The organism is Deltaproteobacteria bacterium (assembly GCA_016219225.1).
Classification (GTDB): domain Bacteria; phylum Desulfobacterota; class RBG-13-43-22; order RBG-13-43-22; family RBG-13-43-22; genus RBG-13-43-22.
The window spans coordinates 1-19413 of the sequence record JACRBX010000043.1 but is presented as its reverse complement, the minus strand read 5'-3'; the positions used below and the strand labels follow the sequence as shown (position 1 = coordinate 19413).

The 19413-nt window shown below is 48.2% G+C and carries 17 protein-coding genes; 3 read left to right on the top strand and 14 right to left on the bottom strand.

Going from position 1 to position 19413, the window contains the following annotated elements; genetic code table 11:
• Window positions 1-508: 508 nt before the first annotated feature.
• Window positions 509-1234 (bottom strand): twin-arginine translocase subunit TatC, encoded by a 726-nt coding sequence (locus tag HY879_03350; GenBank protein ID MBI5602366.1) that lies wholly within the window; start codon window positions 1232-1234, stop codon window positions 509-511.
• A 475-nt stretch (window positions 1235-1709) separates the two neighbouring features.
• Here HY879_03350 and HY879_03345 point away from each other — a divergent pair, with 475 nt between their 5' ends.
• Complete coding sequence (locus tag HY879_03345) at window positions 1710-3548, top strand: 4Fe-4S binding protein (protein ID MBI5602365.1); 1839 nt, start codon at window positions 1710-1712, stop codon at window positions 3546-3548.
• Window positions 3548-4045: a 2-oxoacid:acceptor oxidoreductase family protein gene (locus HY879_03340; protein MBI5602364.1), complete on the top strand. Its 498-nt coding sequence runs from the start codon at window positions 3548-3550 to the stop codon at window positions 4043-4045. Before HY879_03345 ends, HY879_03340 begins: the two co-directional genes overlap by 1 nt.
• Window positions 4046-4050: 5 nt before the next feature.
• Here the strand turns inward: HY879_03340 and HY879_03335 are convergent, their stop codons facing one another.
• From HY879_03335 to HY879_03275, 13 genes are all read right to left on the bottom strand, one after another.
• Window positions 4051-5058: a flippase-like domain-containing protein gene (locus HY879_03335; GenBank protein ID MBI5602363.1), complete on the bottom strand. Its 1008-nt coding sequence runs from the start codon at window positions 5056-5058 to the stop codon at window positions 4051-4053.
• Window positions 5055-6185 carry a DegT/DnrJ/EryC1/StrS family aminotransferase gene (locus HY879_03330; protein MBI5602362.1) on the bottom strand — a complete coding sequence of 377 codons (1131 nt, stop codon included), beginning with the start codon at window positions 6183-6185 and terminating at the stop codon, window positions 5055-5057. The genes HY879_03335 and HY879_03330 overlap by 4 nt, the downstream gene beginning before the upstream one ends.
• Window positions 6186-6190: 5 nt before the next feature.
• Entirely contained in the window at window positions 6191-6592 is a 402-nt protein-coding gene (locus HY879_03325) for a hypothetical protein (GenBank protein MBI5602361.1), read from the bottom strand.
• Between the two features lie 20 nt (window positions 6593-6612).
• Entirely contained in the window at window positions 6613-7335 is a 723-nt protein-coding gene (locus tag HY879_03320) for a glycosyltransferase (GenBank protein MBI5602360.1), read from the bottom strand.
• A 275-nt stretch (window positions 7336-7610) separates the two neighbouring features.
• On the bottom strand, window positions 7611-8672 hold the full coding sequence (locus tag HY879_03315) for a GDP-mannose 4,6-dehydratase (protein ID MBI5602359.1): 1062 nt from the start codon (window positions 8670-8672) through the stop codon (window positions 7611-7613).
• A 68-nt stretch (window positions 8673-8740) separates the two neighbouring features.
• Window positions 8741-9442, bottom strand: a complete 702-nt coding sequence (locus HY879_03310; GenBank protein ID MBI5602358.1) for a glycosyltransferase — start codon at window positions 9440-9442, stop codon at window positions 8741-8743.
• Window positions 9443-9454: 12 nt separating this feature from the next.
• Window positions 9455-10549, bottom strand: a complete 1095-nt coding sequence (locus HY879_03305; GenBank protein ID MBI5602357.1) for a DegT/DnrJ/EryC1/StrS family aminotransferase — start codon at window positions 10547-10549, stop codon at window positions 9455-9457.
• A 76-nt stretch (window positions 10550-10625) separates the two neighbouring features.
• Window positions 10626-11732, bottom strand: coding sequence for a serine hydrolase (locus HY879_03300; GenBank protein MBI5602356.1), 1107 nt, complete (start codon window positions 11730-11732; stop codon window positions 10626-10628).
• A 103-nt stretch (window positions 11733-11835) separates the two neighbouring features.
• Window positions 11836-12744, bottom strand: coding sequence for an LD-carboxypeptidase (locus tag HY879_03295; GenBank protein ID MBI5602355.1), 909 nt, complete (start codon window positions 12742-12744; stop codon window positions 11836-11838).
• 16 nt (window positions 12745-12760) lie between these two features.
• Entirely contained in the window at window positions 12761-13108 is a 348-nt protein-coding gene (locus tag HY879_03290; GenBank protein MBI5602354.1) for a hypothetical protein, read from the bottom strand.
• Window positions 13109-13133: 25 nt separating this feature from the next.
• Complete coding sequence (locus HY879_03285; protein MBI5602353.1) at window positions 13134-13616, bottom strand: adenosine-specific kinase; 483 nt, start codon at window positions 13614-13616, stop codon at window positions 13134-13136.
• A gap of 192 nt (window positions 13617-13808) precedes the next feature.
• On the bottom strand, window positions 13809-16634 hold the full coding sequence (locus tag HY879_03280; protein ID MBI5602352.1) for a PAS domain S-box protein: 2826 nt from the start codon (window positions 16632-16634) through the stop codon (window positions 13809-13811).
• A 54-nt stretch (window positions 16635-16688) separates the two neighbouring features.
• Complete coding sequence (locus HY879_03275; GenBank protein MBI5602351.1) at window positions 16689-17984, bottom strand: hypothetical protein; 1296 nt, start codon at window positions 17982-17984, stop codon at window positions 16689-16691.
• A 309-nt stretch (window positions 17985-18293) separates the two neighbouring features.
• Here HY879_03275 and HY879_03270 point away from each other — a divergent pair.
• The coding region (locus tag HY879_03270) for a B12-binding domain-containing radical SAM protein (GenBank protein MBI5602350.1) at window positions 18294-19413 on the top strand (1120 nt) is incomplete at its 3' end.

The window sequence follows — 19413 nt, the reverse complement described above, 5'->3', positions numbered from 1 at the left end:
GATGGATCAGCACCTTTTCTCCTTGGCGGAAGGCGGACATGGTCTTATCTCCTTTTTCAGGGAATGGTGATGCCCGATTTGGATTGGGCCGTAAGCTGCCGGATGCATTTCTCGCACAGGAGGCTGCCGGCAAAGGCCTCCTGGACGGCCGAGGTCCGCTTTTTAGGTATTCGAGGTACCGGGCAGGTCCCACCACAGCGCCGCAGCGGTGGCAGGTTTCCAGTTTTTCACGGCATAAAACAAGTTAATGACATTGGGTCCGTAGGTTGCATCTCTCTGATTTCATCAGGATTCGGATTATAGATGGATTGGGTCTTCGATCAGGAAGAGTTTAGAATAGGCATAGAAGAGGTGTCAAGGAAAAGTTCAAAAAGGGTCACAGGATCAGATCTTTTAAATTGACGAAAAATTAACGTTGTTCATTAGATTCAGAAATTCGAAATGATGTTCCCCACTCCCGTGGGGAACACTCCCACGGTTTCTGTCTCCAGGAAAAGGGAGACCGCTTCTACGGCTCCTTTTTACCCCAAAGACGCATGCCGATAATGCCGATCTCGAAGAGCAGATAGAGAGGAACGGCCATGAGCATCATATTGAAGGCATCGGGGGTCGGGGTCAGGACGGCAGACAAGACGGTAATCACTAAGATGGCATAGCTCCGATAGCGGGTCAGGAAACTGACCTTCACCAGGCCGATCCGGCCCAAAAGGATCATGGTCAGGGGCAGTTCAAAAATAATGCCGAAGGCGAAAATGAAGAGGAGGCAAAAGGAGACAAATTTTTTTACGGAAATAATGGCCTCTATGTGGCTGCTCTGGTAACTTAAAAGAAATTTGGTCCCGTAGGGCAAGGTAACAAAAAGGCAGAAACCGGCCCCCAGATAGAAGAGGAAGACCGCCCCGATCCAGAAGCCGATCATCGTTTTCCGGGAGAGGGTGGGGAAGACGGCCCGGAGGGCCGACAGGACTTTGAACAATAAAAATGGCACGGTAACGAATAGGGATGAAAACAGGGCGATATTGAGCAGAGTAAAAAAGGTTTCGGAAAGCCCGTAGTAAGCCAGGGTAACCCCGGTATGTTTTTGTAAAAAATCCAGAATCGTTTTGGCAAAGCCGTAGCCGATCACGGCAAAGATAAAAACCACGGCCAGCACTTGGATCAGGCCTTTCCTGAATACCTCCAGGAAGGCGATGATCCGTTCCGGATTTTCAAAATATTCCACTAATGGGCGCATAACCGAAACTCCCCGATTAAAACCTTAATCCATACGTGAGATGCCGGTGCTGTTTTATTGAGTTGTCTTGTTTGCATCCTGCAACCTGCAACTTGAGACTTGAAACTTGCAACTTTATTTATACCGCAGAGGCGCAAAGAGCGCAGAGAGAACCATTATTGTTCAATCCCGTGAGAGGCGGGATTGAACAATAATGGTTCTGGACTCTGTCCCGGAGGGTTGCGAAAGCTTTTTCCTTTCTGTCCTCTCAACAGAAAGAAAAATTAATTTCTTCTTTGCCCCCTCTGCCTGCCCCGTGAAATGTCTTTTCAATTCTATTTCACCGGGGCGCCTCTGCGGTGAACATAGTTATTCCGGGAAGAAATATATACTCTTTACTCCAAAAAGGAAATGGGATAATATTCCAGGCAATAGTTTCATGGGTTTATTAAATAATGCTCATTCCGACAAGATTAAATTTGACGAGAGGGAACTCATGACCAAAAAAAAGAAGATCGGCCAGGAGATTATGATGGGCAATGAGGCCATGGCCCGGGGGTTGTTGGAAGCCGGAGTCCAATGCGCCACTTCTTATCCCGGTACACCGGCCTCCGAAATCCTGGAGGCCCTTATCCGCATAAAAAAGAAGGAGCGGCTTCCCATTTTTGCCGAGTGGGCCATCAATGAAAAAATAGCCTTTGAAACGGCCCTGGCCCAAAGCTATCTGGGGCGTCGGGCCGCCGTTTCCATGAAACAGGTCGGGTTAAATGTGGCCGCCGATCCCCTGATGAGTGCCGCTTACATCGGCGTTAAAGGCGGCTTTGTCATCATCGCAGCCGATGATCCCGGCCCCAAGAGCTCCCAAACCGAACAGGACAGCCGTTTTCAGGCCTTCTTTGCCAAAATTCCGGTCTTTGATCCTTCTTCTCCATTGGAAGCCAAGGAGATGATTCCCCGGGCCTTTGACCTTTCCGAAAAATATGGAATCCCGGTTTTGCTCCGTCCAACGACCCGGGTCTGCCATTCCCGGCAGCCGGTCCCCCTGTATGCCATACCGGAAGCGGATACCCAGGCAACCTTTGAACGGAATCCGGGACGCTGGGCCGCCACCCCTAATTTCCGTTATCTCCTCCATAAGGAGTTAAACCAAAAACTCCAGGCCATGGCCCAGGAGAACCCCATTCCCGGAGGTTGGACCAAAGCAGATCAGCCGGAACCCCTGGCTATTGTCGCATCAGGGGTTCCCTATGCCCTGGTCTCTGATATCCTCCTGGACGCCAAGATGTCCGGCAAGATCCCTTTGTTCAAGGTGGATCAACCTTATCCTTTGCCGGTGGAACGAATGAGGAAATTCCTCAAGAGATATAAAACCGTCCTGGTCCTGGAAGAAACGGCTCCGCTGATCGAGATGCAGTTGGCCGATGGCCTGAGATTGCGGGGCCGGCGGGACGGTTCCATCCCGGCCGAAGGGGAGCTGACGCCGGATCAGATTCATCGTCTCCTGGCCCGATTATTGAACTGGGAAAAACCGGGAGAGCCGGTCGCCGAACCCAAGGGAAGGAGGCCCACCCTGTGCCCCGGCTGCCCCCACCGATCGGCCTTCTGGGCCATTAAAAAAACCTTTCCCAAAGGGATTTTCCCAAGTGATATCGGCTGTTATACCCTGGGGATGAACATGGGGGTGGTCGACACCTGCCTTTGCATGGGCGCCAGCATCAGCATAGCCACCGGCTTGTTTCAGGGTTTCCAAACCGCCGGTCAACCCATCCCGCCTATTGTAGCCACTATCGGCGATTCCACCTTCTTTCATGCCGGGATCCCGGCCCTGGTCCAGGCCGTCCACCAGAAGGCCCGTTTCATTCTGGTCATTCTGGACAATTCCACCGTGGCCATGACCGGGGGCCAGCCGACCCCCTTTCTTTCGACCCTTTCCGATGGAATGCCCGCCCAGCCTGTTGCAATAAAAAAAATGGTCAAGGCCTGCGAGGTAAAATTTATCGAAGAGACCGACCCCTATGACCTTCCCGATATGACCCGGTTGCTCAAAAAAGCCGGAAATTATATTCAGCAGGAAGATAGCGGCCCGGCGGTTATTATCGCCCGACACCCTTGTCTGGTCTATGGCCGGCACCTCCTGCCGGCAGAACCCCTGTCCAAAGTGGTTCTACCTGAGGAAGAATGCGATGGCTGCGGTTTTTGCGTCACCCAATTCGATTGCCCGGCCATGGTCCAGGAAAAGAAAAAAATGCCGGTGCACCTGATTGAGGAATTATGCGTCCACTGCGGCACCTGTATTGCAGTGTGTCCCAAAAAACATATCCGGAGGGAAGGCTGATGAAAAAACAGATCGTCATCGTTGGAACCGGCGGGCAGGGGGTTTTGTTTGTCACCCGGGCACTGGTAGAAACCGCCTTTCTTTCCGGTTATCCGGTGATCTCTTCCGAAACCCACGGCATGGCTATGCGCGGCGGTTCGGTTTTATCCCAGGTCAAAATCGGCCGCTACCTGAGCCCGGCCATTGAACAGGGCCAAGCCGATCTGCTCCTGGGCCTGACCGACCAGGAGGCCGGCCTTTATGCCTACACCCTCAAACCTAAAGGGAAAAAAATAGTCAACTCCAGGGAGGAAGGGAAAGACCGGATTGATGCTCAGGGCCGGGCCAGGAAAATGGGGCTGGCCCGATCGGGGAATATGGTGTTCTTGGGCTATGTGGCCCAAAAAAGCGGCCTGGGATTTTCCACGGAGAAATATATCGAAGCCATAACCAAATTATCTCCCCCCAAATTCCGGGAAGAGAACATCAGGGCCTTTAAAGCCGGCCTGGCTTTATAAAGAATCTAACCCTCCGGATCCGTCTTTTTCAACTGCCCCAAGGACATCCCTTCTATCCAGAGGGAGAAAAGGCCCAAAAAAACGATCGGGATGAAGCCGACAAACCATAACAACAGGGCAAAACTCTTGGCCAGGTTGGCTTCTATGCCCAAAAAAATCAAACCGGCCGCACAGGCCCAATGAAAGGTGCCGATATAGCCCGGGGCGGAAGGAATACTGACGCCGAAAATCAGGACGATCAAAAGGAAAAAAGCCGCCAGGACAGGCAGATTCAGGTGAAAGGCCTCAAAAAGAAAGTAATAAGAGAGGGCGGTCACCACCCATAAAAAAAGTGAATAACCGATAACCACCAGAATATCCCTGGTGTTCTGTAATACCTCAAGACCCAAAACAAAGGATTCGATCTTTTTTAAGATCTTAGAGGAAAGTCTTTCAGGCAGGCGCCGCAAAAAAAATCCGATCAATCGGCTGACCTTCTCATTATGAAAATGTAAGGACAGGAGCACTCCCAAGACAATCAGGTAAAGAAAAAAAGAAAGGGTGCCGGCCATTTTAATTTGGTATGGGGTAAAGAGCTGGGATCGCTCCGGCGGAAAAGGCATAAGAAGAATCACCAGCAAAAATATTAACAGGATGGTAAATCCGTCAAACAATCTCTCCACCACAATAGTGGCAAATGAAGCGGTTTTACTGATCTTTTCCTTGTTGCCCAGGACATAGGCCCGAACCAATTCCCCTACCCGGGCCGGGAGGATATTATTGGCCATAAATCCAATGGCCGTGGCATGAAAAAGGGGGCCTGTTTTTATCATTTTTATCGGAGACAACAGGTATCGCCACCGTTTGGCCCGGATCCAGATGGATAAAAGTTGGATCAGTATAAAGGGAATGATATAGAGGTATTCCACACTTTGAAATATAGCCCAAATACTTGCCAAATCGATTTTTCTCAGAAAAAAAAAGAGAAAAACGAGGCTCAGGACAAATCCGCCCCAATAACCGTATTTATTCATACCAGTCCCTTGATCTGGCGGCAGATATAGTGGATTTGGTCCTGGGAGATGGTCAACCCGGAAGGCAGATAAAATCCCTGTTCCGATAATTTTTCAGCCACCGGAAAGGGTCCATATTTCCTGGCCTTCCGGGTATCTTCGGTAAAAACAGGCTGAAGGTGCATAGGGACAAAGAAGGAACGGGTCTCTATGCCCTGCTTTTTTAATTCTTCCACTAATTGATCCCGGGACAGGCCGAATTCCTTTTCCACTAAAACCCCATACATCCAGTAGACATTTTTGGCCCAGGGCTTCTCGACAGGTAACCGCAACCCTGGAATACCCTTCAGCCCTTTATTATATTCCCCGGCCATCCACCGTTTCTTTTTGATATGGGTGTTGATCTTTTTTAATTGAGCCACTCCCAAGGCGGCCTGCAAATTGGTCATCCGGTAATTAAACCCCAGGTCGGTATGGAGGAACCGTTTTCCAGGGGCATGGGCCAGATCCTTTAACCTTCTGGCCTTGTCGGCCAATTGGGGATCATTGGTGACCACCATCCCGCCCTCTCCGGTGGTAATAATTTTATTGGCATAAAAACTGAAGCACCCCAGATCCCCGAAGCTCCCGCAGCGCTTCCCCTTATATTCCGCTCCATGGGCTTCCGCCGCATCTTCGATAACGGCAATGGAAAACCTGGCGGCCAGGGAAAGAAGAGGGTCCATATCCACCGGATGGCCGTAGAGATGAACCGGAAGGATGGCTTTAACCTTAATCCTGCCCCGCTTTTCCTGGGTGTTGAGGTAAGAGGCAACCCGGTCTAAATCGATATTGAAGGTTTCCGGTTCGGAATCGATAAATACCGGCCTGGCCCCACAGTAAGCCACGGCAAAAGCTGTGGCGGCCATCGTAAAGGTTGGGAGCAGGATTTCATCTCCGGGACCGACCCCCAGGGCAGCCAGGGCCAGATGAAGGGCCGTGGTGCCGCTGGTGGTACTGATGCCGTATCTGACCCCGCAAAAATCGGCAAACTTTTCTTCAAATTCCGTTAAATACTTCCCCTGGGAAGAAATCCAGTTGGTTTCTAAACAGGAGATAACCTTTTTAAGTTCTTCCTTCCCTAATAAGGGCTCGTTAACGCGTATCATGGTCTCTAAAAAAACTCCTTATCTTCCATTCCGGCATAAGGACCTTGTTTGACCTCCAACAGCTTGCTGGGTTCTAAAATTTTTATACCATGTCCCCCATAGGCCAGAAGAACAGTGTCTCCCTGGTTTAAAATACGGGAGAGAAGAAATTCTTTATTCTCCCGGTACAAGGAAATTTCTATCTTCCCATAAATCACATAGAGGACCTCCTGGGTAACACGAACATCCCGGGCGATAAGATTATGAACATGGGGCTTGACTTCATGGCCGGAAGGATGGACCAGGAGCCCCAACTGCTGGGAAAACTCAAAGGGACTGAAAAAATTGACACCCGGCTGACTAAATCCATTTCGGACGATGATGGCAATGGGTTTATCATCTGCTTCGATCTTTTCAATAAATTCCATCTTTCCCCCTCTCCCGCCGATTAACCCTGAAATCGGAGTCTTAAAACGGTCATGATATATTTTCGCCCCCTTTTGAGATATCCGGCCAGGTTGGAAGCCGTCTTGGATTCCCCGGAGCGCCGAGGCAGACAAGTATAAGGTATTTCCAGGATCCGGTATCCCTTTTTATAGGCCCGGTACAAAAAACCGATACAATACTCCCCATAATCGCCCTGCAAGGGAATGGCTTGCAAAATTTCTTTTCGGGTCCCGATATATCCGCTGGTATAATCTTTAATGGCCGGGCTCAAAACAAAAGACGCGAAGAGGCAGATCATTTTGCTGAAAAAGGACCCCCAGGGGGAATGGCCCTTTTCTTCGCCTCCGGGAACATAGCGGGAAGCAACCACAATATCATGATTATCCAGGGCTTTCAACAGTTCGGCAATCTTTTCCGGGGGCTGTGAGAAGTCACAATCCATCCAGAATATAAACAGCCCGGCAGAGGCCTTTATCCCCTCTTGAAGGGCCGAAGTCAGCCCGCGCCGGCCGATCCGGCGAATCAGACGGACCCGCGGATCCTTCCGAATAAGTCCTTCCACTACCTTCCAGGTCCGGTCCGGCGAATCGTCATCGACAACGACGATCTCACTCGCTTGGGGTAAATGGGACAATAGGATTTCGATCAGGGGCCCGATATTCCCGGCTTCATTATAGGTCGGAAGGACCCCCGATACTTCGACAGGCTGTTGATCATCAATCATGAAAATGTGGTTCTCCGAACCCCGAACTCCGAACTATAGGGGTTGCATTAAGTTCCGAAATCCGAAATCGAAAATTAGGACGCAGATTTTCGCCGATACTCTCAGGTTCAAGAAACAAGCTCAAAGCTGAAAGCTCAAAGAGAAAATCTGAAACCTGCATCTTGCAACTTTTTTTCAAATTAAATCTTGGCAATCTGCACGATCGGCGAAAATCTGCCGATCCGAGTCGATCCGAGTCGATCTGCGTCCCAAAAGGAAGTTCTTATACAACGAATTTACATCCGCATGGACCTGGTCAGCAGATTCATCTCATTGGGATAGTTAAGGGCATCCCAGGGGAATATCTCCCCTTTTTGCCAACGCTGCCAACGAAGAAGGTCTTCCTCTACCATCAGCCGGACCAATTCTTTAAAACGTACTTCCGGTTTCCAGCCCAATTTTTTCCTGGCCTTGGAATAATCCCCATGGAGATAACTGACATCGACGGGCCGTAAGAAACGTTTATCTTTCTTGACATATTTTTTCCAATTGAGCCCAACCACCTCAAAGGCCAGTTGGACAAATTCTTCCACCGAATGGCATTCATTGGTGGCCACCACATAATCGTCAGGCTTTGAATGCTGCAGCATGAGCCACATGGATTTGATATAATCCCTGGCAAACCCCCAATCCCTTTTGGCCGACAGGTTGCCCAGAGGTAATTCCTTTTCCAGTCCGATGGCGATTTTGGCAACGGTATTGGTAATCTTCCGGGTGACAAACTCCAGGCCTCGCAGTGGGGATTCATGATTGAAAAGGATGCCATTGACGGCAAAAATGCCGTATCCTTCCCGATAGATCCGGGTAATCCAGTAACCGTATATTTTGGCAGCGGCATAAGGGCTGGCCGGACAAAAGGGGGAAGTTTCATTCAGGAGGGTCAGGTCATGATTTCCAAAAAGTTCGCTGGTGGAGGCCTGATAGAATTTTATTTTGGGATCGACCTGACGGATCACCTCCAGAATACGGGGCACGGCCAGCCCGGAAACATTGGCCGTGCCCACCGGCTCTTCAAAGGAGGCCCCTACAAAACTCTGGGCCGCCAGATTATAGATTTCGTGGGGTTTCGAACTGATAATGGCTTCGGTAATGGAAGCGGTATCAATCAATTCTACCGGTATGAGGCTTATTTTATCAAAAATATTGAGATACTGAATCCTCCAGAAATTCGGGGTGGAAAGCCGGCGGAAGGTCCCAAAGACCTGATAACCCTTTTCCAATAAAAATTGAGCCAGGTAGGCCCCGTCCTGGCCGGTCACGCCGGTAATTAAGGCCCGTTTACCAGTTGTTTTTTCCATAGTAACCCTCACGTTAAATTTCTAAACGATTAAATTCCCATATAATTAAATAAAAAATCCTTTTATCGTCACTTTCCGAATCGAAGAGCCAGGGTGGCCTTGGTGTAGTCCACCAGATATTTAACAAAGTCGGTTTTACTTTCGCCCCCCAAGCGATGCTCATACACCACCGGGATTTCCCGGATGATAAAACCGGCCTTACGGGCATGATGAATCAAACGAATGCAATAATCGCCATACCCATAAAAAATAGGCTGCTTTTTCAAACGCAAGATGACTTCTCTTTTAAGGACCAAAAAGCCGCTCAAATTATCCTTTACCGGACACCCCAAAACCAGACGGATAAAAACATTGAAGACCCAGCTTCCTAAATATCTAATGCGGGAAGTATTCATTCCGCCCCCGGGAACATATCGGGATCCGATAATCATATCCGCTTCCGGCAATTGTTCCAAAAGCCTGGGAAGATCCTTCGGATGATGGTTGAAATCCGTATCCATGAGAATGATTACCTCCGTTCGGGACGCCTCAATGCCGGCGGCAATGGCCGTCGCCAGGCCCCTTTCCTCTTTTCTGAGGATTAAGGAGACCTCCGGTCGATCGGAAAAGCTTCTCCTGACCAGATCGGCCGTCCCGTCAGGGCTGTTATCATCCACCACGATTATCCGGGGCTTAAAGGCTGACAGGGACAACACCTCTAAAATCGAACGGATTAGTTCAACGATGTTTTCCTTCTCATTATATGTGGGTAAAATAATGGAGATTTCGATGGCCGGGCCCCTTTATCCTTCCAGGAATTCCTGGATCAGTCCAATGACCTGATCCTGTTGGGTCCGGGTCAACTGGAATCCCGAGGGAAGGGAGATCCCCCCTTTTGAAATCCATTCAGCCACCGGATAATTCCCATGATTCTGATAGGGGGGCATACCGGGTATGGGATAAAAAACCGGGCGGCTTTCCACCCCGGCCCTGGCCAGAAAGGTGATCAAATCATCCCGGTTCTTACGGGTTTCCGGTTTCAAAAAAATGCTGTAGAGCCAGAAGACCGACCTGGCCCATTTTTCCTCTGCCGGCAGAATGATACCGGGAAGTTTACTTATTTTATCGGTATAATAACCGGCTATCGCCCTCTTTTTTTCGATCAACTGATCCAGTTTGGTTATCTGCCCCAAACCGATTGCCGCCTGGATATTGGTCATTCGAAAATTATACCCTATGACCGGATGCCAATATTTTCTCTCCTTGGACATTCCATGGTCCCGGAGAATAAGGGCCTTTTCCATCCACTCCTTATTGTCGGTTACCAGCATCCCGCCCTCACCGGTGGAAATAATCTTGTTTCCGTAAAAACTGAAACAACCCATATCCCCTAAAGACCCGACTTTCCGGCCCTGGTATTCCGCCCCATGGGCCTCGGCGGCATCCTCAATGACCCAAAGGTGATAATCCCTGGCCAAATTTAATATGGGTTCCATGTCGGTAGGGTGTCCGTAAAGGTGAACCGGAATAATGGCCCTGGTTTTCTCGGTTATCAAGGGATGGACCAGAGAGGGATCCAGAGTCCAGGTTTTTTCATCCACATCCGCAAAAACAGGACGGGCTCCCGTATAGACCACCACATTAGCGGTGGCGATAAAGCTTAAGGCCGGAACAATCACCTCATCCCCAGGGCCGATACCCAGGGTGAGCAGGGCCAGATGCAAGGCCGTGGTTCCATTCGAGGTGGCTACTCCGTAACGGGCTTGGCAAAAATCGGAAAAGGCCTTTTCGAATTCCGGTATATATTCACCCTGGGAGGATATCCACCCGGTTTTAAGGCAATGCATTACCCGGTCGATCTCCTGATGATCGAGCCACGGTTCCATAATGGGAATCATATCAATCCCTTATCGATTTAGAATTTGGTATTCCACAAACAAAAACATATTAGTTTAACTAAAATAGAATATAAAGTCAAAAGGTTTCCTGGGCCAGGACTTCCTGGAAGACGAGGTCGTGGAGCAAGGGCCTGAAGGATTTTATTTTCTCATTAGCCCGGGTAGGATGAATGCGGTTGGTTAGAAGAACAACCGACAGGTCTCTTTCCAGGTCCAGCCAGAAGGACGTCCCGGTAAATCCCAGATGGCCCACCGTTTCTTTGGAAAAGAAACGGCCTGCCATGGAGCCGGTTGCCGCCGGGGTATCAAAGCCCAGGGCCCTGGTTGTCCCCTCGGGCCGGTTCTGCCTTTGCCAGAATAAACGGACCAGCTTCCCGTCGAAAAGGCCGGCGGCCTCCGGATGATCATAGGCCCTTTTTAAGGCCCGCAATAACCGAAAGATATCGGAAGCCGTACCAAAGAGTCCGGCCTGGCCTGAGACCCCGCCTACGGCATAGCTATTTTCATCATGGACTTCTCCCCGCAGGATCTTTTTCCGCCAGGGGCAGTCTTCGGTGGCGGCATACGTTTCAGGATTGACCACACCGGACCGGGACAGGGGCCGAAACCCCAAACCAGCCAGCCCCAAGGGGCTATAAATATTTTTTTGGATCCAGGTGTCCAGGGCCTCTCCGGCCGCCGCCTCAAAAATCCATTCCAGGACAATAAAGCCCAGATCACTGTATAAAGTTTGACCCCCCGGAGGACCTATAAATGGTGTCCTTCTGACCCAATCCCGGAGGATTTTTTTTTTGTCCCCTTTTTCATGACTCAAATCCAAATAATAGGGCCGGTAGGCCTCAAAACCGGCCGAATGGGCTAAAAGCTGGCGAATGGTGATCCCCGATTTTTCAGGTCCCCAATTTCTTTCATCTCCCGATTCCAAATTTTGATCCAGGAACAAGCGCCCTTTTTCTATCAGGCCCATGATTCCCAGGGTAGTGGCCAGGGGTTTGGTTAAGGAGGCCAGATCAAAAATAGTCTCTTTTTGAAGGGTCTGTTTTTCAGGGATCAGGGAAGAATAACCATAAGCTTCATGGAAAAGGATGCTTTCCCCAAGGGCTACCAATAATACGGCGCCGGGAAAGACCCTCTCCTCCACTGCAGAGTGCATGAATTGATGGATTTTGGGAAAAGAAGGCATTAGGTGCTTAGTACCGATACATCGACAAAATTTTGTCGATCAGGTGGCAAAATTCCTGTAGGGTGGGTGCAGCGAAGCGTAACCCACCTTGCATTTTGCTTATTTAAATTTCCACGGTCAACAAGGCCTTTTCACCATCTATGAAGGCAGGGGCACCGATGGGGATGGGGATATTCCGGGTGCCGTGGCCGATAGGCAACCCGGTCCAGACCGGGATATTCAATGTCCCCAATATATTTTTTATCGTGCTTAAAGGGATCTCTTTATGATTCAAGGTACTGAATTGGCCCAGGAGAATGGCCGAAACCTTTTCCAGACACCCTCGTAATTTCAGGTGCATAAAAAGGCGGTCCAAACGGTAAGGTTCTTCTCCGCAATCCTCCAGAAAGAGGATGGCCCGGTCCCAGACCGGCTCATAAGGGGTCCCTATTAAATGGGCCAATAGGGTCAAATTTCCGCCCCAAAGGACTCCCTGGGCACTTCCCGGAATAATGGCCTTTTTTTTGTCCAAAGGGAGATCAAGACGGTAATGCCCGGCCAAAGCATCCTGAACCCTCATCAGGGAATGGGAGCTTAACTGAGATAGAGTGGTGATCATCGGGCCGTGAAAGGTCATCAGACCGGCTTTTTCCTTTAGGGCGGTCAACAAAACGGTAATATCACTGAACCCCATAAAAATTTTCGGGTGCTCTTTGATCCTTCCGAAGTCCAGATAATCCAAAATCCGCATGGCCCCATAGCCCCCGCGGGAACAAAGGATGGCCTTGATTTCCGGGTTGGTAAAGAGGGCCATTAATTCTTCGGCCCTTTCCTGATCCGTTCCGGCCAGATACCCCTTTCGGCCGATTTTTTTTCGTCCCAGAACGATTTTAAACCCCCATTGCCCTAAAAGCTGAATGCCTTGCTGAAAGGTTTGAGACTGATAAGGGCTGGCCGGGGTGGCAATCCCGATGGTATCCCCTTTTTGCAGGAAGGGAGGGACGATTAAGGTTCGTTGTTTTAAAGCAGTCATCTTGTTATGGCCACCCTTATCCCTCGGCCATTATTTCGAGAGAAACACGATCCCCAAATCGGTCTTTTAATCGTTGCCCGATCTGGTCCACCAATTCTTTGGAGTCGGTTTCCACGATAAGTTGACCTTGATCGTAAACCTTCAAGAACCCCTCCGGCTTAATTAAAGAGATCACCTCGTTGGGATCAACCGTAACCCAACCTTTCATACGCTTAATTAACTCTTCTCCTTTAAAGGGCCGCTCGATGGTCAAATCAATGGAACGGTTTTTCCCTTCCCAGCCGATAACCGCCGACTGGACCAGGACGGGAGTTACAGCATCCTTCATGGCGGCACACTGCAGCCAAAGTCTGGATCGAATCATTTCCTAACCTTTCTATATAGCTTATCTATAGCTTATAACCGAATTTTCTTAAAATATCCATTCTCCATACCCGGCCTTCTTCCCCTTCAACGCCCTTTGGAGAAAAGCCGTCCACCACACCGAGGACCCCCCGGCCCTGATCGGTCTGGGCCAGAATGGCCTCCGTTGGATTGGCTGTTGCACAAAAGATGGAGCAGACTTCCGGACAGCTTTTAATGGCGTTCAAGACATTAATGGGAAAGGCCTGACGAATGAGGATATTAAAAGTATGGCCTGCTCCGATATTCCTGGCATTATTGATGGCCGCCGCTTCTAACTCCGGATCATTTCCGATGGCTCGAACCAGGCAATCTCCCGAGGCCTCACAAAAGGCCAATCCGAATTTAATCCCCGGTACCGATCCGATCAGAATTTCGTAGAGGTCTTCCACGGTTTTAATAAAGTGGGTTTGGCCAAAAATAAGGTTGGCCCCTTCCGGAATTTCCAACTTTTGAACGATCAATTCCATGGTCTTCCTCCTTTGCATCCCTCAAATTTCAAACAAGGTAACACGTTTATAAAAAGGGGTTTTCTTCACCGCAAAGGCGCCAAGAACGCAGAGAGAATCATTTTTTGTTCATCCCGTGAGAGGCGGGATTGAACAAAACAACCCTGGCCTCCGGCTAAACTGATACAAAATCGTTTGGATCGCGTTATTCCATCACGGCAGGTCTAAAACCTCTCTCACCTTTTGTGATAATTCCGAAACCGTATACGGTTTTTGAATAAAGGCCTTACAGCCCCTTTCTATAAGTAAGGCGGCTTGCCCGTCAATGCTATATCCGCTGGAGAGAAGCACTTTAACAGGGGAGGACACCTCTTTGAATCCATCGTAGGTCTGGCTTCCTTTCAGATCCGGCATGATCATGTCCAAAATAATCATGTCGATTTCATGATGTTTCTCCCTGAACAGAGACAAGGCTTCCTGGCCGCTATTGGCGGACAAAACGAGATATCCCAGGCTCTCCAGGATTTCCCGGGTTACTTTAAGAATTACTTCCTCATCATCCACTAAAAGAATGGTTTCTTGTCCGCGAACCGGTTTTTCCTGGGGTTTTTCTTCAGGGACCATCTTTTTATCCGATGCCGGGAGATAGATGGAAAAGGTACTTCCCTGGCCTTTTTGACTGGATGCAAAAATACTTCCCCCATGGCTTTTGATAATACCATAAACCATGGCCAACCCTAAACCCGTCCCCCGGCCCATCTCTTTGGTGGTAAAAAAAGGTTCAAAAATCCTCTCAATAACCTTTTCCTCCATCCCTTCTCCGGTATCCCTTATGGAAATCTTGACATATTTCCCAGGTCTGGGCTGGTCGGAACCATAGGAAGTAATAACAATATTCCGGGTTTTCAAATAAAGGGAGCCTCCTCCGGGCATGGCTTGCCAGGCATTCACGAAGAGGTTCAACAAGGCTTGTTCAATCTGGCCTTGATCGACTTCCACGGTCCAGAGGTCTTCCTGGATTTGGCTGTGAATACGAACTTCCTTTTTCGTCCTCCCGAACATTTCAGCAGACTTTTGGAGGATCAGGTTTATATTAACCGGCCTTACCTCATACTTTCCGCCTCTGGCAAATCCCAGGAGTTGCCTGGTTAAATCCACGCCACTCCGGACTTGTTGGTTGATGCCGTCCAATTTTTCATAAAAAGGATGGGTCTCATCCATCGTCATGAGAATCAGGGAAGTATAGCCCTGAATACCCATAAGCAGGTTATTAAAATCATGGGCAATACCCCCAGCCAGGGTTCCGATGGCTTCCATCTTCTTGGCCTGACGGAGTTGTGACTCCAAGAGGGCCTGCTCCGTAATATCCCTAAGAATACCCACCAAGCTGGTCACATTTCCATCAGGGTCAAAATTAGGGGCGCCGCTGGCACTAAAGATCTTTTCTTTACCGTCCTTTTGTAAAAAGGTCCCCAAGACATCCCGGATGATGGTCTTTTCCCCCCAGACCTGATCAAAGAGTTGTTGAAACTTTTCAGAATCTTCCCTTTTGACAAAATCAATCATTTTTCGCCCAATCACTTCAGACGGGGAATGTCCTAATATCCTTTCCCAAGCCGGATTCACATAGGAAAAAATCCCCTCATGATCCAGGGCAAAGACGATATCCGGCGTATTTTCACTTAACGATCGAAACCGTTCTTCGCTTTCCCGTATCTTATTATAAACCACGGCATTATTGATATTGATGGCAATCTGGGGGGCGATCCCCATCAGGAGGCTCAGGTCGCCCTGGGTCAAGGGCCTTTTGGAGGTCAGGTTGTCCACCAGGAGAATGCCGAGAGACTCTTCCTTGTAAACAATGGGGACGCAGATAAACGACTGGGTGCCGACCCGGCGAAGAAATTCCATGCTTTTTAGAGAAAGTTTTTTTTCGACCTCGTCCGTGTTGTTAATTAAAAAAGGAATCTGCTTCCTAAACGATTCTACGGCCATTCCCTGAGATTTGGGGTTGTCCAAACCAAATTCGACTTTTTTAAAATACTCTTCATCTTCGTGATCGTAGCCATAACCGGTGACATAATTCAGTTTGATCTTTTCTTTGTCGGCCAAAAGGATCATCCCCCGGTCAAAATCCAGCCGCTTACTCATGGCCTCCATGATGGCCCGGAGCGAAACATCGATATCCAGGATCATGGACAGGGTCTGGCCGATTTCCTGTATTAAAAGTACCTCATTATAACGTCGGTTCGTTTCGTTTAGTAAAGATTGGGTGGCCTCGCTTTCCTCGGTGATATTCTTGATCAACTCCTTTTTTTCCATGTGTTCTGAAAGGATAATGATCCCCATATTAATCAGCACACAAATCTTGACCAGCCAAATCCAGGAATCAAAAGGCAAGACAAAATATAAGGCCAAATTCAGTAGAAAATTTACTGGAAAACTATAGTTCCGGATCAATTTCCAGATATAGGATGAGGTCTTTTCCCAGGAGACAATATACCTGCATATTTCCCCTCCCCTATGAACACATTCGGGGTGATCGACGTGAGCCATTTTTTTGGTGTATAACTTGGCCTGAACTTCAAATATCCCGATGCGATTCTCACACTGAGCAAGGCCTTCTTTTACCCCAGGCTTTAATTCAATTCGGATTTCGACCTTTCGTCCTCCCAGTTTCTTTACTTTAAAACTGATGGTTCGGGTTATTTTATTGGCGATTTTTTCCGCTAAGAGGTAACTCAACGATGGACTCAGAAATCCAAAGGCATATTTTTTTATTGGTCCCAAGGCAGTACCCGAAAATGAAAAACGTCCTACCTCACGGGAAATGTTGGAATTATCGGTAAGCTGATTAAGTTTCTCATGAAACCGGTCAACCTGCTTTTGGGTTAACCATTGCCCGCTTTCTTCAAGCCCATACGTTTCGATCCCCGCATATTCCAAAATATCATTCGGATCAATTTGGGGATAATATTTCCGAAGGTATTCAACATAGTTTTTTATAAGCCGGCTGTTGTAAAGAAGGGGGTCTTCCATCTTTGTTTCCTGACTATTTAGAAAAGATATTCTTTTCCCTTTTAATCTTTTAAGCTAATTTCCCGCTATATCGAGCTTCTCAATCCGAACCGCTTCCGGACCGAGATAGGCTTCTCTTTGGGCACTTTCCTTAGAGAAGAAGGCTTCTTTAAAGGCTTCTTGCATGGTCCCGGAAACCGATCCCCCTTTTATAGGGATTCTTTGACCATCCCCAAGAAAATAGCCGGTTCGAATCTCGCCGGAAAATGCTCCGGTAATGGGATTGGGTTCAAAGGTCGAAAATCGGATTAAATGATAGCAAGGACCTCCGGCCAATAAATCTTTAGAGGATTTTGAACCGGCTGACACCTCTACGTTGGAAAAATCTCCCGTGGCTTCTTCATGCAGATAATCGGCGTACCGTTTGTTGTTCATCCTTCTTTTAAAAATGTTTTCTTTTATTATTTCGACCCGATTGAGAGGTAACCCGTTATTATCAAAGGCCCGGCTTTTGATACCTCCGGGTAGACCGGGATTGCTGGAAAGGCTTAAGGACTCTCCAGACAAATCGGGGATTACCGGCTGCCCGATTGCCAGATGAGACCATTTTTGAAAATGGGCCGGGCCCGAAGCCTGGAGGCAAAAAAAATTAAAAAGGTTATCCAATGCCTCTCCAGAAAAGATAACCGGATAAAATCCCGCTTGTGGAATACGGGCTTCCAGGGATTCCCGAGCATATCGGGCATATTCCTGGACCATTTCCGGCAATTGAAGATCTTTATAAAAACGGGCCTGTTTCATCCCCTGACTTTCCCCTTCCAACCTGGAGCCTTTTTCGGCCAATAAAACAAAATCGACAAAAATGTCAGTCTCAGAGTCTTCTTTTTCCAAGCCATTGGAATTCAGGAGAAACAATTCCTTGACTTCGATAAAAATTTCCGCCGAACTTCTTTTTACCTTTTCCAGCGGTATTTTTATAAAATCATCCTGTATCCGGTCCAGATAGACCAGGGGGCGTTCCATGATTTCAGGATCAACGGTCTGAACCTGTCCATAGTTCAATCCCTTTTCGGGCAGATAGAAGACCGGATTGGCCACCAAACCAGCCATCTCCAACCCCAGTGTCAGCCGTTCCCTGGCATTATCTCCTTCCGAGAGAGAGACCGTAGATTCGCCTAAGACTTTTTGGCCTTGATGTTCATATTCCTTGTAAAGAGTGATAATGAATTTTTCCGTTTCCACCAGACGCTGAGATTCGATATGGTCGAATATGAGGTACCTTTGATGACTTTTCTTCCGGAGCCGACGGATCTCCCAGGCCGAAATATTGGAAAGCATTCTTAACTGCGATAGGATATATGTCAGGGTCATAGTAAAATTCTGTATCCCGGCTTTCACCAGAATATAAAATTAGAAGCAAGTTCCAGTTTTTACAAGCCTATTATTGGTATTGGCTTGATGTTTTTTAGTGTTTACTTTTTATCTATATGAACATACTATGGCACAAAATACCAGTCAAGGAAAGAAATAAGGTCTTTGCTTGCGGCCTAAAGATCGGGGAAACTCTTTTATCATCGGGTGCTCTTTTTCTAAATTTGAAAAATCGTTTTATCGGCTGAATTTTCCCATCGCTTAATCCAACTAATAACCGTGTAAAAACACGAAAGGTCTTTTATTGGCATGAAGAAACTACTTTTGATAAATCCGGTGGGTCACAAAAGCGGATATCTTTTAAGTAAATTTTCCACCCTTCCACCCTTAAGCCTTGCCTATGTGGCTGCCGTTACTCCATCAAATTGGGAAATTGTAATACGGGATGAAAATTTTACCCCCTTTGCCTTCGAGGAGGCTGACCTGGTAGGGATTACGGCCTTTACCAGCAATATTAACAGGGCTTATGCGATCGCCCGAAGGTACCGGGAAAAGAAGATTAAAACCGTTCTCGGGGGTATCCATGCCTCTATGCTCCCCGATGAAGCATTACAACATACCGATGCCGTTGTGATCGGGGAGGTGGAGGGTATCTGGGGGAAAGTGATCAGGGACTTTGAAAATAATGCCCTGCGCCCCAAATACAAAGGACCTCAGCTTGATCTGTTTGAGTCTGAGATCACGCCCAGGCGTGATTTATTAAACCCTGACTATCTCTGGAATTCGATCCAAACCTCACGGGGCTGCCCCTTTAACTGCCATTTTTGTTCGGTTTCAAGGTATCTGGGCAAAGAGTACAGACAACGCAATCCCGACGCTGTACTAAAAGAATTGGATCAAATTCAAAGTCAATACATCTCCTTTTTGGATGACAACCTGATCGGATACAGCCCTGAGAACAAAAAAAGGGCCAGGGGCCTGTTTGAAGGCATGATAAAGAGGGGGTATCATAAAAAATGGTGGATGCAAACTTCGATCAATGCCGCCGAAGATGAAACCTTGATAGAACTGGCGGCCCAAGCCGGCTGTATGTTTGCTTTTGTAGGGTTTGAGACGACCGACAAGGATACTCTAAAGAGCATGAAAAAAGGGATTAATCTGAAAATTGGGGCTGACAATTACAAAAAAGTGGTGGATATCTTTCACAAATATGGAATATCGGTATTTGGGGCCTTTATTCTGGGTAATGATTTTGAATCCCCGGCTTATTATAAAAAAATGGCCAGGGATTTGGTCCATTCGGGGATAGATATCATCCAACTCAGTATTCTTACCCCCCTTCCCGGGACAGGTTTAATGGAACAATTAGAGAATGAAGGGCGATTGGTTTATAAAAATTTCCCGGAAGATTGGGAAAAATACAGATTTT

What these genes read in the sequence shown, in the direction of transcription:
- HY879_03350 (MBI5602366.1), bottom strand. Translation starts at nt 1,234, where the DNA reads ATGCGCCCATTAGTGGAATATTTTGAAAATCCGGAACGGATCATCGCC.
- HY879_03345 (MBI5602365.1), top strand. Translation starts at nt 1,710, where the DNA reads ATGACCAAAAAAAAGAAGATCGGCCAGGAGATTATGATGGGCAATGAG.
- HY879_03340 (MBI5602364.1), top strand. Translation starts at nt 3,548, where the DNA reads ATGAAAAAACAGATCGTCATCGTTGGAACCGGCGGGCAGGGGGTTTTG.
- HY879_03335 (MBI5602363.1), bottom strand. Translation starts at nt 5,058, where the DNA reads ATGAATAAATACGGTTATTGGGGCGGATTTGTCCTGAGCCTCGTTTTT.
- HY879_03330 (MBI5602362.1), bottom strand. Translation starts at nt 6,185, where the DNA reads ATGATACGCGTTAACGAGCCCTTATTAGGGAAGGAAGAACTTAAAAAG.
- HY879_03325 (MBI5602361.1), bottom strand. Translation starts at nt 6,592, where the DNA reads ATGGAATTTATTGAAAAGATCGAAGCAGATGATAAACCCATTGCCATC.
- HY879_03320 (MBI5602360.1), bottom strand. Translation starts at nt 7,335, where the DNA reads ATGATTGATGATCAACAGCCTGTCGAAGTATCGGGGGTCCTTCCGACC.
- HY879_03315 (MBI5602359.1), bottom strand. Translation starts at nt 8,672, where the DNA reads ATGGAAAAAACAACTGGTAAACGGGCCTTAATTACCGGCGTGACCGGC.
- HY879_03305 (MBI5602357.1), bottom strand. Translation starts at nt 10,549, where the DNA reads ATGATTCCCATTATGGAACCGTGGCTCGATCATCAGGAGATCGACCGG.
- HY879_03300 (MBI5602356.1), bottom strand. Translation starts at nt 11,732, where the DNA reads ATGCCTTCTTTTCCCAAAATCCATCAATTCATGCACTCTGCAGTGGAG.
- HY879_03295 (MBI5602355.1), bottom strand. Translation starts at nt 12,744, where the DNA reads ATGACTGCTTTAAAACAACGAACCTTAATCGTCCCTCCCTTCCTGCAA.
- HY879_03290 (MBI5602354.1), bottom strand. Translation starts at nt 13,108, where the DNA reads ATGATTCGATCCAGACTTTGGCTGCAGTGTGCCGCCATGAAGGATGCT.
- HY879_03285 (MBI5602353.1), bottom strand. Translation starts at nt 13,616, where the DNA reads ATGGAATTGATCGTTCAAAAGTTGGAAATTCCGGAAGGGGCCAACCTT.
- HY879_03280 (MBI5602352.1), bottom strand. Translation starts at nt 16,634, where the DNA reads ATGGAAGACCCCCTTCTTTACAACAGCCGGCTTATAAAAAACTATGTT.
- HY879_03275 (MBI5602351.1), bottom strand. Translation starts at nt 17,984, where the DNA reads ATGACCCTGACATATATCCTATCGCAGTTAAGAATGCTTTCCAATATT.